Genomic DNA, 15,275 nt, shown 5'->3' on the forward strand with positions numbered 1-15,275 from the left:
CGTCGTCGTCACAAGTGGTCAACGCTGACGTGCGGCCAGTAAACCACAATGCGGATGCGAAATCCACAAAATGCATAACTCACCCATATTTGGATTGCCTCAGCCGATTCCGGTTACTACACTGACGGCAACGGCGCAGCCCGAGCGGGTAAGCAACGACGCGCGGCAACTGCATGAGAAGGAGTCCCGATGGCATCGGAATCGGTCGGCGGCACACAGACCGTCGAACGGGCTATGTCCCTGCTCGCGTGTTTCACCGAGGAGGCCGGCGAGCTGCGGGTGTCGGAGCTCTGCGCACTCACGGGGCTCGGGCAATCGACCGTGTCGCGCATGATGTCGGCGCTCGACCGCATGCGGTTCGTGGTGCAGGACGACCGGACCGGCCTCTACCGGCTCGGGCCGGCCGCCGTCTCGCTCGGCACCATCGCCCTCAACGGCTCCCCGATCTTCCGCGCCTCGCGCCAGATCGCCCAGAACCTGGCGCACCGGCTCGGCATCGGCGTGAACGTCGCAGAACTCAGCGGCTTCACCTTCACCTACCTCTGCAACTTCGAGGGCGCGCTCGCCCCGAAGTCGTTCGCGATGGCCGGGCGCACGGCGCCGCTGCACGCCACGGGGCTCGGCAAGGCGCTGTTGTCGGGCATGCCGTCCGACCTCATCGACGAGTACTTCGCGAACACGCCCCAGCGGTTCACCCCGCACACGATCGTCGACCGCGACGCGATGGAGATCGCCCTCGAAGAGACGCGCAGCCGCGGGTACGCCACCGAGATCGAGGAGCTCGCCTTCGGGCGCGCCTGCATCGCGGCACCCGTTCGCAACCGCGCCGGTGAGATCGTCGCCGGCCTCTCCGCGAGCGGTCCGCTCTCGGTGCTCGACCTGCAGGCGCCCCACCAGGAGATCGCGCTGCAGGTCATCGAGGCCGCCGACGAGATCTCCGTCGCCCTCGGCTACAGCCCCTCCCACTCCGCGACGGCGTACGCCGCCCTGTAGACCCCGACACTCGAACCCCACGCCGCGGCATCCGTCGACGGCTTCTCGATCATCCCTCGTCATCGGAGACCCTGTGAGAATCGCGCGCGTCCAAACGTTCCCCCTCTTCATCTCGAAGGAGGATGCCGAAGACTCCTACGCGGGCGAGGCGGCGGTCGAGCACCGCGGTTACATGATCAGGCCGCCGTGGCGGAGCCTCTACTCCCCCGGCTACGAGACGCTCATCGTGAAGATCGAGACCGACGACGGCCTCGTCGGCTGGGGCGAGGGGCTCGCACCCGTCGCCCCAGAGGTCGCGGCGGCGATCGTCGACCACCTCCTCACGCCGCTCATCATCGGAGAGGACCCGCGTTCGGTGCGGACGCTCTGGCACCGGATGTCGGAGTCGATGCGCGAACGCGGGCACCTGACCGGCCACCAGGCCGACGCCATGGCCGCCGTCGACATCGCACTGTGGGACCTCTGGGGCAAGGCGACCGGCCTCTCGGTCTCCGAGCTCGCAGGCGGACGATTCGCCGAGGTGCTGCCGACCTACGTGTCGGGAGTGCGCGGCGCCGACGACGCCGAGATCGCCGAGAAGACCGCCGTGCTCGTCGAAGCGGGCGTGCGCCGGTTCAAGATGCACCTCGGCACAGACCTGCGCACCGACCTCGCGACCTTCGACGCCGTCAACGACGCGCACCCCGACCTCAAGGTCGCGCTCGACGCGCACTGGAGCTACCGCCTCGGCGAGGCGAAGGCGCTCGGCCGCGAACTCGACGAACGCCACGCCTGGTTCTTCGAGGCGCCCCTCGCTCCCGAGGACGTCGAGGGCCACCGCGACCTCGCGGCATCCATCGAGACCCCCGTCGCGGTGGGCGAGGCGATGCGCAGTCGCTTCGAGTTCACCGACTGGCTCGCACGCCGGGCCGTCGGCCTCACGCAGCCCGACATCGGGCGCACGGGCATCACCGAGGGGCTCGCGATCGCGGCCGTCGCCGACGCGTTCCACGCTCAGGTGGCACCGCATCACTCCGCGGCGTTCGGCATCGCGATGGCCGCCGGCCTCCACGTCGCCGCGAGCTCGCCGTCGCTCCTCGCCTTCGAGTACCAGCCGCTCACACTGCCGGTTGCGAACCGGATCCTCACGACCCCGCTCGAGGTCGCGCCGAACGGCGACTTCACCGTGCCGACCGGCCCGGGCCTCGGCGTGAGCGTCGACGAGGACTTCGTGCAGGAGTTCGTGCGCCGCTGAGCGGCACTCCCCCTCACGCGCGACGCGGCTGCGATGATCGAATGGCGCGACGACGCCCGACGTGCATGAGGGGGAACACATGAACGACGTCCGACCGGGATCCGTGCTTCCCGTGCCCGATCGCCCGTACCAGGGGCCGGTCGCGTACGACGCGAAGAAGCTCGACGAGAAGTTCCCGCCGATCGAGCCGGCGCGCCCACCGGCCCAGGCGCCGAACGTGCTCGTGATCCTGCTCGACGACGTCGGATTCGGGGCATCCAGCGCCTTCGGCGGCCCCATCCGCACGCCGACCGCCGAACGCCTCGCGGGCGAGGGCCTGCGCTACTCGCGGTTCCACACGACCGCGCTCTGCTCGCCGACACGGGCCGCGCTGCTCTCGGGTCGCAATCACCACTCCGTCGGCATGGGCCACATCACCGAAACCGCGACGCCCGCGCCGGGCTACCGCTCGACGCGGCCGAACACCGCGGTGCCGCTGCCCGAGATCCTCCGCCAGAGCGGCTACAACACCGCGCAGTTCGGCAAGTGCCACGAAGTACCCGTGTGGGAGTCGGGCCCGACCGGCCCGTTCGACCACTGGCCCGCGCAGAGCGGGTTCGAGCGCTTCTACGGCTTCATCGGCGGGGAGACGAACCAGTACACGCCGGCGCTCATCGACGGGCTCACCGCGATCGCGCCGCCGACCGACCCCGATTACCACCTGATGCCCGACCTCGCCGACAAGGCGATCGACTACGTGCGCCAGCAGCAGAGCCTGACGCCCGACAAGCCCTTCTTCGTGTACTTCGCGCCAGGGGCGACCCACGCACCGCACCACGTGCCGAAGGACTGGATCGCCAAGTACGAGGGCAGGTTCGACCTCGGCTGGGACGCGCAGCGCGAGGAGACCTTCGACCGCCAGAAGGCACTCGGCGTCATCGCCGCCGACTCCGAACTGACAGCCCGCCCCGAGGGCCTGCCCGCCTGGGACGACGTGCCCGATGAGCAGAAGCCGGTGCTCGCCCGCCAGATGGAGGTCTATGCGGCCTTCCTCGAGTACGCCGACCACCACACCGGCCGGGTCATCGACGCGCTCGAGGAACTCGACATCCTCGACGACACGCTCATCTACTACATCATCGGCGACAACGGCGCCTCGGCCGAGGGCGGCATCGACGGCGCCTACATGCTGACGACAGCCTCGAACGGCGGCGGCCAGTTCGAGACGGTCGAGTTCTGGAAGGAGCACCTCGACCAGGTCGGCGGCCCCGAGGCGTACAACCACTACTCGGTCGCCTGGGCGCACGCGATGTGCACCCCGTACCAGTGGACCAAGCAGGTCGCCTCGCACTACGGCGGCACCCGCAACGGCACGATCGTGCACTGGCCGAGCCGCATCGCCGCGAAGGGCGAGGTGCGCGAGCAGTGGCATCACGTCATCGACGTGGCGCCGACCGTGCTCGACGTAGCCGGGCTCGCGGAGCCGCACACGTTCAACGGCGTCACGCAGGAGCCGATGCACGGCGTCTCGATGGCCTACAGCTTCGACGACGCATCCGCCGACGAGCGCCACACGACGCAGTACTTCGAGCTCATGGGCAACCGCGGCATCTACCACCGTGGCTGGACGGCCGTCACGAAGCACCGCACCCCGTGGGACGTGGTCTCGAAGGCGCCCGACTTCTCGCTCGACGTCTGGGAGCTCTACGACACGACGACCGACTGGACGCAGGCGAGGAACCTCGCCGATGAGCAACCCGAGAAGCTCGCGGAGCTGCAGCGGCTCTTCCTCATCGAGGCGGCCCGCCACAACGTGTTCCCGATGGACGACCGCGCCGCCGAGCGCATGAACCCCGAGCTCGCCGGCCGGCCGACGCTCGTGAAGGGCGACCGCCTGCGGCTCTACCCCGGCATGGTGCGCCTCGGCGAGAACGTCGCGATCAACGTGAAGAACCGCTCGTTCTCGGTCACCTCCGAGGTGGTCGTGCCCGACGACGGCTCGCTCGAGGGCGCCATCGTGGCACAGGGCGGCCGCACCGGGGGGTGGTCGTTCTTCGCCGAAGACGGCAAGCTCGGCTTCCACTACAACTACTGCGGCCTGCAGCGTTCGACGACGCTGTCGGATGCCGCGATGGGCGCGGGCGAGCACCAGGTGCGGGTCGAGTTCGCCTACGACGGCGGCGGCATCGGCAAGGGCGGGGACGTCTCGCTGTTCATCGACGGCAAGGCGGTCGGCAGCGGCCGCGTCGAGCACACGCACGCGCTCTACTTCTCGTTCGACGAGGGGCTCGACACGGGCTGCGACACCGGCATGCCGGCGTACGAGGGCTACAAGGTGTGGGGCGGCGCGTTCAGCGGCACCCTGAACTGGGCCGAGGTCGCCCTCGGGGTCGACGACCACAATCACCTCGTCGACCCCGAGGAGCATCTACGAGCGGCATTGCGTCACCAGTAGCATCCATTGCGTTCGCGTGTCGCTTTCCGGCCGAAACTGGCGCACGACGCAGGATTCGTGATGCTTTTTTGCGAAACCGCAAGGATATGTGAAGCTTTTCCGTGGCCCGCCGGCGAACCGGCTCGGCCGAGCCGAAAGGGACATCCGGATGCACCGCACTGAACTCGACCTCGACGCGAACGAGCCGCGCGACCCCGCGACCCGCATGCACTCGACCTCCGACGAGACCTCGCACCTCGTCGACCTCGTGCTCGCCTACTCGCGCCGCCGCATCCTGAGCGACGACACCCCGCTCGACAAGCCGGTGACCGAGCCCGAGCTGCGGCGCCTCGCCGGCCGCACGATCGACGAGCACGGCATCGGCGCCGCTCGGGCCCTGGCGCTCTTCGAGCACGTGCTCGCCCCCGCCTGCATCACGACCGACCACCCGCAGTACCTCTCCTTCATCCCGACCGCGCCGACGAAGGCGGCGACGGCGTTCGACCTCGTGGTCTCGGCGAGTGCGCTCTACGGCGGCTCCTGGCTCGAGGGCGCCGGCGCCGTCTACGCCGAGAACGAGGTGCTCTCGTGGCTCGGCCGCGAGTTCGGCCTGCCCGCGGGCTCGGGCGGCGTCTTCGTGCAGGGCGGCACGCTCGGCAACCTCTCGGCCCTCGTCGCCGCACGCGAGCACGCGCGTCACCGCCTGAGCGAAGGGGCAGCGGATGCCGCGGTGCCCGCGCCGCCCGGCGGTCGATGGAAGATCGTGTGCAGCGCAGAGGCGCACTCCTCGATCGCCTCGGCCGCCCGCGTGATGGACGTCGACGTCGTGCCCGTGAAGCCGGCCGGTGACGGCATGCTGCGCGGCGACGACGTTCGAGGAGCACTCGAGGAGCACGGGGCATCCGTCTTCGCCGTCGTCGCGACCGCCGGCTCGACGAACTTCGGCATCGTCGACGACCTCGCCTCGATCGCGGCGCTGAAGCGCGACTTCGACTTCTGGTTCCACGTCGACGGCGCCTACGGGCTCGCCGGCATGCTCTCGCCGCTCGCGCGCGACCGCTTCGCGGGCGTCGAGCACGCCGACTCGGTGATCGTCGACCCGCACAAGTGGCTCTTCGCCCCCTTCGACGCGTGCGCGCTCATCTACCGCGACCCCGAGCAAGGCCGCCGTGCGCACACGCAGCACGCCGAGTACCTCGACACGCTCACCGAGGGCGGCGACTGGAGCCCGTCCGACTACGCCGCACACCTCACGCGACGGGCACGCGGCCTGCCGCTGTGGTTCTCGCTCGCGACCTACGGCGGCACCGCCTACCGCGAGGCGATCTCGAGCTCGATCGCGCTCGCGCAGCGCATCGCCGACGAGATCGAGCGGCGCGACGGGCTCAGCCTCGTGCGCTCCCCGCAGCTCTCGGTCGTCGTCTTCGAGCGCGACGGCTGGACGAAGGCCGACTACGACGCGTGGTCGGCTCGACTGCTCGACGAGCAGCGTGCGTTCGTGACGCCGAGCTCGCACGCCGGGCGGCCGAACACCCGCTTCGCGATCGTGAACCCGAACACCACGTTCGAGCACCTCGTCGCGATCCTCGACACGATGTAGCCCCGGGCGCCGGTCGAGTAGGCCGCCCGCGGCCCACTCGCCGGTCGAGTAGGCCGCCCGCGGCCGTGTCGAGACCCCCGCACCAGGTCTCGATGCGCTCCTGCGTCGCTACTCGACCGACGGACCCATCCGCGCGACGGCGATGTGCGCCGCGAGCGCGCTCGTCGGCGCGACGTCGGCGAGTGCCGCGGCACCGTCGAGCGGGTGCGCCTCGCCGAGCCGCACTTCGGCACCCGGCAGCTCGGCGCGCAGCGTCTCGACGAACTCGCGGCCGAGCACCTCGCCGTGGAACAGGCCGCCGACCCCGCGCACCTGCGAGACGGGGGCACCCAGCTCGCCGACTCGTCGGAGTCCGGCGATGGCGGACATCGCGAGCTCTCGCGCGCCGGCGGAGGCGATCGCCACGGACACCTCGTCGCCCGCGGCGGCGGCATCCGCCACCGCCCGTGCGTACGACGCGATGCGCTGCACCCGCTCGGGGTCGGCCTGCAGTTCGATGTAGGCCGCCTCGACGTCGGGGAAGTCCGCACGCACGACCTCGCTGAGGGCGGTCGCGGGCCCGCGCCCGTCGTAGTCGCGCATGACCGCCTCGAGCCCCGCCCGACCGAGCCAGTAACCGCTGCCGGCGTCGCCCATGAGGTAGCCCCACCCGTCGACCCTCGCGATCTCGACGGCACCGACGGCGAGGGTGACGGAACCCGTTCCCGCGGCGACGACGACGCCGCGCTCGTCGCCGAGCGCACCGAGGTACGCCGTGATCGAGTCGTGGGCGAGGTGCACGCTGCGAGCGCCGATCGGGGCCGCGGCGGCGAGCAGGTAGCCGGCGTCGACCTCGTCCTCGGTCAGCCCGGAGACACCGAGTCCGATGCGCTCCGCGGATCGACCGCCCTCGTGAGCCTGCTCGATGACGCGTGCGAGTTGCGGCAGCAGCGGCAGGTCGGTGCGGATGCCGGGGGCCGACCACTCGCCGGAGCCCGAGGCATCCGAGTGCCTGACCTTGATGCCCGACTGGCCGGCGTCGATGGCGAGGGTGCCGGTCGCGTTCACGATGGCGACGCTACCACTTCGCCGTCAGCCACCGGTCTCGTCGAGCGCCAACGGCCCGACCGCGCTACGGCACGACGGGCACCGGCGCGGAGAGGTCGTCGATGATGCGGTCGATCTCGGTGAGCGCATAGCGGGCGAGCGTGCGCTGCGCGACATCCGCTGCACTGCCCGCCTCCTCTTCGAGGTCGCCGATCACGATGATGTTCTCGTCGTTCAGGGTGTTGGCCGGCGCCGTGTAGTTGAAGCTGCCGACGATGACGAGCCGCTCGTCGATGACCATGAGCTTGTGGTGGAGCTTGCGCACCCCCGTGTTGCGGCGGTTCGCGAAGAGCTCGACGTCGCCGTGCCCGAGGTCGCTCGTCGCCGCCCACTTCGCGGCGCCCTGGTCGCGGTCGAGCACGCCGCGGATGCGCGAGACGAGGGGCCGCAAGCGGATCATGGTGTCGTCGATGCCCGACGACTGGGCGAAGGTGAACATCGCGAAGTCGATCGAGTCCTTCGCCTTCAGCATCTGCTTCATGATCTCCATCTCGGGGCCATGCCGCGGTGCGAAGAGGGGCTTCACCCGCACGTCGGGCAGGTCGAACTCCTTCGGCCTCGGCTCGACGCGCTCGTGCAGGTCGCCGAACGTGCCCGACCGCATCCGCTCGAACTCGCGCAGGTACTCGGTGGCGGCGAGCTGGCCGGTCAGGACGACCACGTGGTTGAGGTTCTGGCCGGCCCCGATGCCGACCTCCTCGTTCTTGCCGGTGTCGGTGAGGGTGAAGTTGGTCGAGCCCGTCAGCACCGCGGCACCGGGCTTGCCCGAGTCGCGCACGATGAACTTCTGATGGAAGATCTTCGGATTCAGGTCGCTGATCACGTCGACGCGTGCCTTCAGCAGGGCGCCCATGATGACGCGGTTCTCCTCGTGCGCGCCGGTGACGCCCCACGGGTCGGCGAGGGCCTTCTCTTCGGTGAGGTAGTCGCCCTCGAGGATGACGCGCACCCGCACGCCGCGCAGCTTCGCGGCGAGGATCGCCTGGGCGATGGGCCGCGAATCGATCTCCTGCACGGCGATGGCGAGGCTGTGCTGCGCCGCGTCGATGAAGTCGCGGATCGCCTGGTCGAGGTCGTCGGGGCCGCCGACTGCGACCGGCCCCATGTAGAGCTCCACTCCCCCGATGCTGACCGACATGGCGCGCTCCCCTCGTGAGTGATCCTCATGATCAGCCTCGACCGTGCGACACGCTGCGGCATCAGTGCCGGCCCGGAGGATCGGCACGTCGCCGCCGCTACGCTGCGAACCATGAACGCACCCATCGTCGTCTCGGGCCCGGCCGCCTGGAACCGCATCGTCTACCTCGAGCACCTGCCCGAGCCGGTGCCGCACATGCAGTTCGCGCTCGACGACTACGAGACGATCGGCGGCACCTCCGCCGGCAAGGCGCTCGGGCTCGCGTCCCTCGGCCGGCCCGTGCTCCTGCACACGCTCATCGGGGACGACGAGGAGGGGCGGCGCGTGCGGGGTGCGCTCGAGGCATCCGGTGTCGCGTTCGCGAGCCTCGCCGCAGCGCGCACCGAGAGCCACCTGAACCTCATGACCCGGCAGGGCGAGCGCGTCTCGCTCTACCTGAGCGCGCCCGCCGACCCCGGCACGCCGCCGTCGACGGAGCTGGCGCAGGCGATGCGGGATGCCCCGGCGATCGTGCTCGACCTCTCGGAGCGTTCGCACGGGCTCATCGGCGCGGCGCGCGCCACCGGCCGCCCGATCTGGACCGACATCCACGACTACGACGGCAGTGCCGAGTTCCACCGCCCGTTCATCAGGGCCGCCGACTGGATCTTCATGAACGCCGACCGCATCGGCGACGACCCGCGGCCGTTCATGGAGCAGTGCGTGCGCGGCGGGGCATCCGTCGTCGTCTGCACGCTCGGCGCGCAGGGCGCGATCGCGATCAGCGCCGGCGACCACGGTCGGATGCTCCGGTCCGAGGTCGCGGCGGTGCCCGTCGAGGTGCTCGACACCAACGGGGCGGGGGATGCCTTCATGTCGGGAGTGCTCGACGCGCACCTCGACGGAGCGGCGCTCGACGAGGCGCTCGAGGCGGGCGCGCGGCATGCCGCCACCGTGCTCACGACGCGGCACCTGCACCCCGCGCTCGACGGGGTGCTCGACGCGGCGCCGAGGCCGGTCGAGTAGCGAGCGCCAGCGAGCGTATCGAGACCCACCGGACGAGCACCCACGTCGGTCGAGGAGCGAGCGCCAGCGAGCGTATCGAGACCCACCGCACCCTCCCCACTCCTCCTCCACAGGCAGCCGTCGACCCTCGTTCTCCACAGCTACATATGCAGGTCAGCGCTGATTTTCATTCGAACCGAAATGTCAGTGGTCGCCCCTAGTGTCGAAGACATGGAGCACGCCCTCACCGCTCGCATCGCCGAGGTCGCCGATCCGGTCGGCGACCTCCTCGATGCCGCGAGCGGGCCGGCGAACACGGTGCCTGCCCTGGCTTCGGCGCGCGACGTCGAACTCCTCGAACTCGTCGCGCAGGTCGAACGGCTCGGCCGCTTCGCCGATGCATTGCGCGTCCATGCCGCGGGCGAGATCGAGCACCGCAGCCGCACCTCGCTCGGTCGCGAGGGGCTCGCGGCGAAGAAGGGGTGTACGAGCGCCGCCGAGCTCCTTCAACGCCTCACTCGCGTCTCCTCGCCGACCGCGCGTGCGCGGCTCAGGCTCGGGGCGGCAGTTCGCCGCACGTCCACGCTGCTCGGCGATTCGACGCCACCCCGATTCGAGCGCCTCGCCGGGGGCCTGTGCACCGGTGAGCTCGGCTTCGACTCCGCGGTCGCCATCGCGAAGGCACTCGACGCGGTGCTCCCGCGCCACGCCAACGGCGACCTCGACGGAGTGCGCGCGGCTGAACACGAACTCGTCTGCGCGGCGATCGGCGTCGCCGCTGCGCCGGGCGCTGAGGTCTCGGCCCCCGTGACGGCCACCGAGACGCGCATGCAGGCCGCCGTGTGGGCCGAAGTCCTCGACCCCGACGGCGCCGAGCCGTCGCATCGGCAGTGGGCGGCCCGCGGGTTCGAACTCCTTCCCGCTCGAGACGGCCTCGTTCCCGTGCGTGGCGCACTGCTGCCCGAGGTCGCGGGCATGGTGCGGCGAGTGTTCGACTCGATCACCAACTTTCGGCAGTCGACCGGGTTCGTGCCGGTCGCCGATCCTTCGGCGGCCGCTCCCGTCGAAGACGACGTCAAGCAGGCGGAGCCCGAGGCATCCGGCAGCAGAGACCCGCGCACCCGGGCGCAGCGCCAGCATGACGCGATCGCGACCGTGTTCGACATCGCGGCACGGGCCGATGAGCTTCCGACCCTCGGAGGCGCGTCCCCGACGATCGTCGTCACAGTGCTCGCCGACGATTTCCGCGCCGGTCATGGCGTCGGCCACGTCGACGGCATCGACGAACCGATCTCGATGCGGGCTGTTGAACAACATGCGAGCGCGAACGGCATACAGCACGTCACGCTGGCCGCCAACGGCGGGGTCGTCGGCATCGGTACGACCGAGCGCTGCTTCAACCGCGCACAGCGTCGTGCCCTCGCAGCACGCGACGGCGGCTGCATCATTCCCGGATGCGACACCCCTGCGTGGGCCACCGAGGTGCATCATGTCGTCCCGTGGTGGCATGGCGGCGCCACCCACACCGACAACGGTGTGCTGCGCTGCTGGTTCCACCACCGCTCGATCGACAGCTCGGGGTGGCGCATTCGCATGAACGACGGCACGCCCGAGGTGATGCCGCCGCCCGGCATGGGGCCGCAGCGGTGGCGCGCATCGACGGTGTCACCGGCTCGGCGCGCCGCCGCACTCGCCCGTCGGCGCGCCGGTCCGATTCGTACGGCCGCGGTCGCTTGAGCAGCCGCACTCGCGCAGCTGGGCAGGGAAGCATCTGGTGCGGGCCGACCCCGCATGCGGCCGGACGTCGCCGGGTGTACCGTGTGCCGCGAAAGCGAGGAGCACACCATGGTTCTGATGCACCAGCGCAGCGGCGTGGCCGAAGACGACGTGTACTGGCACGAGTCGATCGAGGGCGCCTCGATCGGTTCCGACGTGTCGCTCATCCTCACGTACAGCTCGAAGGTCGGCTCCGGTCCGCGGCTGCACCTGCATCCGTATTCCGAGACGTTCGTCATCCGCCATGGGCGGGCGCTGTTCACGGTCGGCGATGAACAACTGGAAGCCGTCGGCGGCCAGGTGCTCGTCGTGCCGGCACACACCCCGCACAAGTTCGTGATCATCGGACCCGAGGCCATGATCTCGACCCACATCCACGCGAGCCCGACCTTCATCACCGAATGGCTCGAGTGAGGCGAGCCATCCGGCGATGAGCCGCTGAGGCGGCCGTGGCTAGGCCGCGAGCAGCCGCTCCGCGCGCGCGAGGTTCGCCACGAGCTCCTCGCGCGTCTGCGGCGTGACGTACGCCGGCTGATCGCGCTCGGCGCGCCAGCTCTCGGAGAGCGGACCGAACTCGACCGAGTCGAACCCGAAGTCGTCGAGGAGCGCAGTGACGAGCGCCGCGGCGTCGTCGAAGTCGCTCGCGGTCGACAGCGCTCGGCGACCGGGCGTTCCTGCGGGAGTGCCGTCGGTGAGGATCGAGGCGGCGAGGATGTTGTTGAAGCCCTTGGCGACCTTCGACTCGGGCAGGTGCGCCTGCAGCAGCCCCGAGACGGTCGCCTCGCCCGAGTCGAGCTCGGCGATGCGGCCGTCGCGCTCCCAGTAGTAGTTGTTCGTGTCGATCACGATCTTGCCGGCGAGCGGTGCCACGGGGATGTCGCGGTAGGCCTTCAGCGGAACCGTCACGATGACGAACTCCCCCGCCTCCGCGGCCTCGGCGGCCGTGCCGGCCGACGCGTTCGGGCCCAGTTCGGCGACGAGCTCGGCGAGCGTCTCGGGGCCGCGCGAGTTCGCGATCGTCACGCGGTGACCGAGCTCGACGAGCTTTCGAGCGAGCGCGCCGCCGATGTTGCCGGCGCCGATGATTCCGATGTCAGTTGGAGCGAGGTTCGTCATGCTGGGATGCAACGCGTGCAACGCGGATTGATTCCGAGGATGCCGATCCGATTCCGAGAATGACGATTCGAGTCAGGCGGGTTCGAGGTTGGCGTTGTCGCGGAACATGTTGCCGGAGTCGACCTCGGCCTTGATCGCGCGCAGCCGCTCGAGGGTCGCGGGAGGATACGCCGCGGTGACGGACGCCGGACCCACCTCGGTCTCGAAGCTCACGTACGCGCCCGAGAAGTGCGGCGCCATGAACTCGTTCCACCGCTCGCTCGTGCGGTGCCGGCTCGAGCCGAAGGCGACGACCGAGAACTCCGCCGCGCGATGGGCGAAGGCCGTGGCATCCGCCGGCACGTCGTGCACGGCGCCGCCGACGGCTCGCAACTGGAAGAAGTAGGTCGCCCCGCTCTCGATGAATCGCGCGGCATCCGCCGCGAACTCCGGGGTGATGCGGCCGATGAGGCCCGTGCGCGCGGTCGGCTCGCCCTCGGCGGCGTGGCTGCCGTCGGCGGCGTTCGCCATGATCGACTCGTAGGTCGTGAGGCGCACGTCCTGCCCGATGAGCGGCGCGGCCTCCGCGAGCGGCTGCAGTCGGGCGACGACCGTGTCGGGGTCGTCGGAGTCGATGACCGCCATCACCTGCGCGACGGGCGGCTCGCCCGGGCGGGCACCTCCCATGAGCAGGAAGCTCGTGACGTCGCGCGGCGAGTCGACGACCCAGTCGCCCCAGGCCTGCAGAAACCCGGCGGTGTCGCTCGCGTCGAACGCGAGCTGCGCGAAGCCGAGGGCGCCGACCTCGTCGACCTCGAACTCGAAGGCGGTGACGATGCCCATGTTCGCGCCGGCGCCGCGAACGGCCCAGAAGAGGTCGGGATGCCGCGTGGCATCCGCTCGCACGACGGAGCCGTCGGCCAGCACCATCTCGACGGCGCGCACGTGGTCGATCGTGAGGCCGTGCTCGCGCACGAGCCAGCCGATGCCGCCCGCCGTCGCGAGTCCGCCGACGCCCACTCCCCCGTAGTCGCCGGAGGAGAGCGCCCAGCCGTGCGGCGCGAGGAACGCCGCGACGTCCTGCCAGCGCGCACCCGCCTCGACGCGCACGAGCCGGCGCTCCTCGTCGAGCACCTCCATCGCGTTCAGCCGGGAGAGGTCGATGACGATGCCGCCGTCGTTCGTGGATCGACCGCTGATGCCGTGCCCGCCGCTGCGCACGCCGAGCGGCACCTCGGGGTTCGCACGTGCGAAGTCGACCGCCTCGGCGACCTGCGCGGCATCGGCCGGGCGCAGCACGAGGCCGGGGGCTCCGCCGCGCATGTACGTCGACTTCACGCGCACGTAGCCGGCGTCGCCGGGCTCGATCGCGTCGGCGGCGAGCGAGGCGGGCACCGCGTCGTAGTCGATGCCGTCGCGTCGCTTACCGCGCACGGCCGAGTTGCGCACCGGTCTGCTCGCTGAGCCTGCACCCCCGTTCCCTGAGCCTGTCGAAGGGCTCCCGGCAGACAGAGCGATCGAGTCGGCGGATGCCGCGGCATCCGCTGCTCGCAGCTCTCGTGCGACCGCTTCGCGAAGGGCCGGCGCGACCTCCTCGGCGAAGTGCACGATCGTGCCGGGGTCGTCGCTCGCGAGGATGAAGGTGCCCACGCCGTCGTCGACGACGTACGGCAGCAGGTCGTCGACCCACTGCGCGGCCGGCCCGTTCAGGAACCCGCCGCCGCCGAACCGGCCGCCGATGTTGACCATCCGGCGGATCTCGCGGGGGTCCCGGCCGGCGGCGATCGCGGCCTCGTCGATGCGTGCGTTGCCGGCCGCGTAGTCGCCCGGCTGCATGTACCCGAGCGAGGGCAGCCAGCCGTCGCCCTTGCGGCCGATGAGTCGCAGCATGCGGGGCTTCAGCGCACCGATGATGATCGGGATGTTGTGCGCCGGCGCCGGGCCGCGCTTCGCGCCGTCGACCCGGTAGTAGGTGCCGTCGACCTGGAAACGCGCTCGCTCGCCCTGGTCCCAGACGCCGCGGATGACGTCGATGCCCTCGGAGAGCGCGTCGACCGCCTGCCCGGGGGTGAGCCTGCGGCCGCCCATCGCGTCGATCGCATCCCAGAACCCGCCGGCGCCGAGGCCGAGCTCGAAGCGTCCGCCCGAGAGCAGGTCGAGGCTCGCGGCGGCACGGGCCAGCACGGCCGGCGGCCGAAGCGGCAGGTTCGTCACGTTCGCGGCGAGGTGGATGCGCTCGGTGCGCGCCGCGACCCAGGTGAGCAGGGTCTGCGTGTCGTGGAACGCCGGTTGGTACGGGTGGTCCTGGAACGTCACGAGGTCGTAGCCCGATGCCTCGCTGAGCTCGGCGAGTCGCACGGCGAACTGCGGCGGGTCGTTCTTCGGCGTGATGAAGGTGCCGAACTGCAGGTCGTGGCCGTAGTGCATCGTGCTCCGATCGATCGCGGGCGCACGGGCATCGTCCTGCGCCACGCTCCCATCCTCCGGCACGGGGTGCGGCGGTCGCACGAGAGGGGTAAGCTACTTACCTATGGTAAGCAACTCGGAGACGGATGACGCGGATGACGCGGCCGTCGCGCTGCTCGACGACCGACGCACCCGCCTGCACGAACTCGGCCACATCGACGAGGCGCAGTGCCGCCGATTCCAGAGCACGGTCGAGTTCGCGGGCCGCAAGTGGAACGCGGCCATCCTGCTCGCCGGCGTGCGCGGGGCCCGCCGGTTCTCGGAGTACCGCAGCACCGTCACCGGCATCTCCGACCGGCTGCTCGCCGCCCGCCTCAAGGAGCTCGAAGACGAAGGCGTCCTCGAACGGCACGTGCGGGCGACGACGCCGGTGACGATCACCTACACGCCGAGCACCGCGGGCCTGCAGCTCATCGAGCTGCTGCAGCCGCTCGTCGAGTGGGGTCAGGCACGTGTCGTTCCCACCGAGCGCCAGACTGCGGGCTGACGC

At 70.7% G+C, this 15,275-nt stretch carries 12 protein-coding genes; 8 read left to right on the forward strand and 4 right to left on the reverse strand.

Annotated features, from left to right (window positions below; all coding sequences use genetic code 11):
• The first annotated feature begins 189 nt into the window (after positions 1-189).
• The 4 genes from ESP57_RS10500 to ESP57_RS10515 all read left to right on the forward strand — a co-directional run bounded on the left by ESP57_RS10500 (position 190) and on the right by ESP57_RS10515 (position 6,240).
• Positions 190-993, forward strand: a complete 804-nt coding sequence (locus ESP57_RS10500) for an IclR family transcriptional regulator (RefSeq protein ID WP_056006945.1) — start codon at positions 190-192, stop codon at positions 991-993.
• A gap of 73 nt (positions 994-1,066) precedes the next feature.
• Complete coding sequence (locus ESP57_RS10505; RefSeq protein WP_056006949.1) at positions 1,067-2,227, forward strand: mandelate racemase/muconate lactonizing enzyme family protein; 1,161 nt, start codon at positions 1,067-1,069, stop codon at positions 2,225-2,227.
• 79 nt (positions 2,228-2,306) lie between these two features.
• Positions 2,307-4,661 carry an arylsulfatase gene (locus tag ESP57_RS10510; protein WP_129231500.1) on the forward strand — a complete coding sequence of 785 codons (2,355 nt, stop codon included), beginning with the start codon at positions 2,307-2,309 and terminating at the stop codon, positions 4,659-4,661.
• Between the two features lie 148 nt (positions 4,662-4,809).
• On the forward strand, positions 4,810-6,240 hold the full coding sequence (locus ESP57_RS10515; RefSeq protein WP_129231501.1) for a pyridoxal phosphate-dependent decarboxylase family protein: 1,431 nt from the start codon (positions 4,810-4,812) through the stop codon (positions 6,238-6,240).
• 108 nt (positions 6,241-6,348) lie between these two features.
• Here ESP57_RS10515 and ESP57_RS10520 read toward each other — a convergent pair whose 3' ends face one another.
• Together ESP57_RS10520 and ESP57_RS10525 are read right to left on the reverse strand one after the other, a co-directional pair.
• Positions 6,349-7,287 (reverse strand): N-acetylglucosamine kinase, encoded by a 939-nt coding sequence (locus tag ESP57_RS10520; protein ID WP_129231502.1) that lies wholly within the window; start codon positions 7,285-7,287, stop codon positions 6,349-6,351.
• A 64-nt stretch (positions 7,288-7,351) separates the two neighbouring features.
• The gene (locus tag ESP57_RS10525) at positions 7,352-8,464 is read right to left on the reverse strand and encodes a phospholipase D-like domain-containing protein (RefSeq protein ID WP_129231503.1); all 1,113 of its coding nucleotides are present in this window, start codon (positions 8,462-8,464) and stop codon (positions 7,352-7,354) included.
• 111 nt (positions 8,465-8,575) lie between these two features.
• Here ESP57_RS10525 and ESP57_RS10530 point away from each other — a divergent pair, with 111 nt between their 5' ends.
• From ESP57_RS10530 to ESP57_RS10540, 3 genes are all read left to right on the forward strand, one after another.
• Positions 8,576-9,469, forward strand: coding sequence for a carbohydrate kinase family protein (locus ESP57_RS10530; protein ID WP_129231504.1), 894 nt, complete (start codon positions 8,576-8,578; stop codon positions 9,467-9,469).
• Positions 9,470-9,679: 210 nt separating this feature from the next.
• Positions 9,680-11,185, forward strand: a complete 1,506-nt coding sequence (locus ESP57_RS10535; protein WP_165877437.1) for an HNH endonuclease signature motif containing protein — start codon at positions 9,680-9,682, stop codon at positions 11,183-11,185.
• Positions 11,186-11,293: 108 nt separating this feature from the next.
• Positions 11,294-11,638 (forward strand): cupin domain-containing protein, encoded by a 345-nt coding sequence (locus ESP57_RS10540; protein ID WP_056006969.1) that lies wholly within the window; start codon positions 11,294-11,296, stop codon positions 11,636-11,638.
• A gap of 39 nt (positions 11,639-11,677) precedes the next feature.
• On the opposite strand, the gene ESP57_RS10545 is transcribed toward ESP57_RS10540, so the two are convergent.
• The gene (locus ESP57_RS10545) at positions 11,678-12,352 is read right to left on the reverse strand and encodes an NADPH-dependent F420 reductase (protein WP_341539085.1); all 675 of its coding nucleotides are present in this window, start codon (positions 12,350-12,352) and stop codon (positions 11,678-11,680) included.
• Positions 12,353-12,412: 60 nt separating this feature from the next.
• Positions 12,413-14,791 (reverse strand): LLM class flavin-dependent oxidoreductase, encoded by a 2,379-nt coding sequence (locus ESP57_RS10550; RefSeq protein WP_341539079.1) that lies wholly within the window; start codon positions 14,789-14,791, stop codon positions 12,413-12,415.
• A gap of 58 nt (positions 14,792-14,849) precedes the next feature.
• Here ESP57_RS10550 and ESP57_RS10555 point away from each other — a divergent pair, with 58 nt between their 5' ends.
• Positions 14,850-15,272: a winged helix-turn-helix transcriptional regulator gene (locus ESP57_RS10555; RefSeq protein ID WP_129231507.1), complete on the forward strand. Its 423-nt coding sequence runs from the start codon at positions 14,850-14,852 to the stop codon at positions 15,270-15,272.
• The last annotated feature ends 3 nt before the right edge of the window (positions 15,273-15,275 follow it).

The sequence above is a fragment of the Agromyces fucosus genome, assembly GCF_004134865.1.
GTDB classification, from domain to species: Bacteria; Actinomycetota; Actinomycetes; order Actinomycetales; family Microbacteriaceae; genus Agromyces; species Agromyces fucosus.

Bases quoted from the DNA above. Each gene is read 5' to 3' on its own strand.
- ESP57_RS10500 (WP_056006945.1), top strand. From the start codon at position 190: ATGGCATCGGAATCGGTCGGCGGCACACAGACCGTCGAACGGGCTATG.
- ESP57_RS10510 (WP_129231500.1), top strand. From the start codon at position 2,307: ATGAACGACGTCCGACCGGGATCCGTGCTTCCCGTGCCCGATCGCCCG.
- ESP57_RS10515 (WP_129231501.1), top strand. From the start codon at position 4,810: ATGCACCGCACTGAACTCGACCTCGACGCGAACGAGCCGCGCGACCCC.
- ESP57_RS10525 (WP_129231503.1), bottom strand. From the start codon at position 8,464: ATGTCGGTCAGCATCGGGGGAGTGGAGCTCTACATGGGGCCGGTCGCA.
- ESP57_RS10530 (WP_129231504.1), top strand. From the start codon at position 8,576: ATGAACGCACCCATCGTCGTCTCGGGCCCGGCCGCCTGGAACCGCATC.
- ESP57_RS10535 (WP_165877437.1), top strand. From the start codon at position 9,680: ATGGAGCACGCCCTCACCGCTCGCATCGCCGAGGTCGCCGATCCGGTC.
- ESP57_RS10540 (WP_056006969.1), top strand. From the start codon at position 11,294: ATGGTTCTGATGCACCAGCGCAGCGGCGTGGCCGAAGACGACGTGTAC.
- ESP57_RS10555 (WP_129231507.1), top strand. From the start codon at position 14,850: ATGGTAAGCAACTCGGAGACGGATGACGCGGATGACGCGGCCGTCGCG.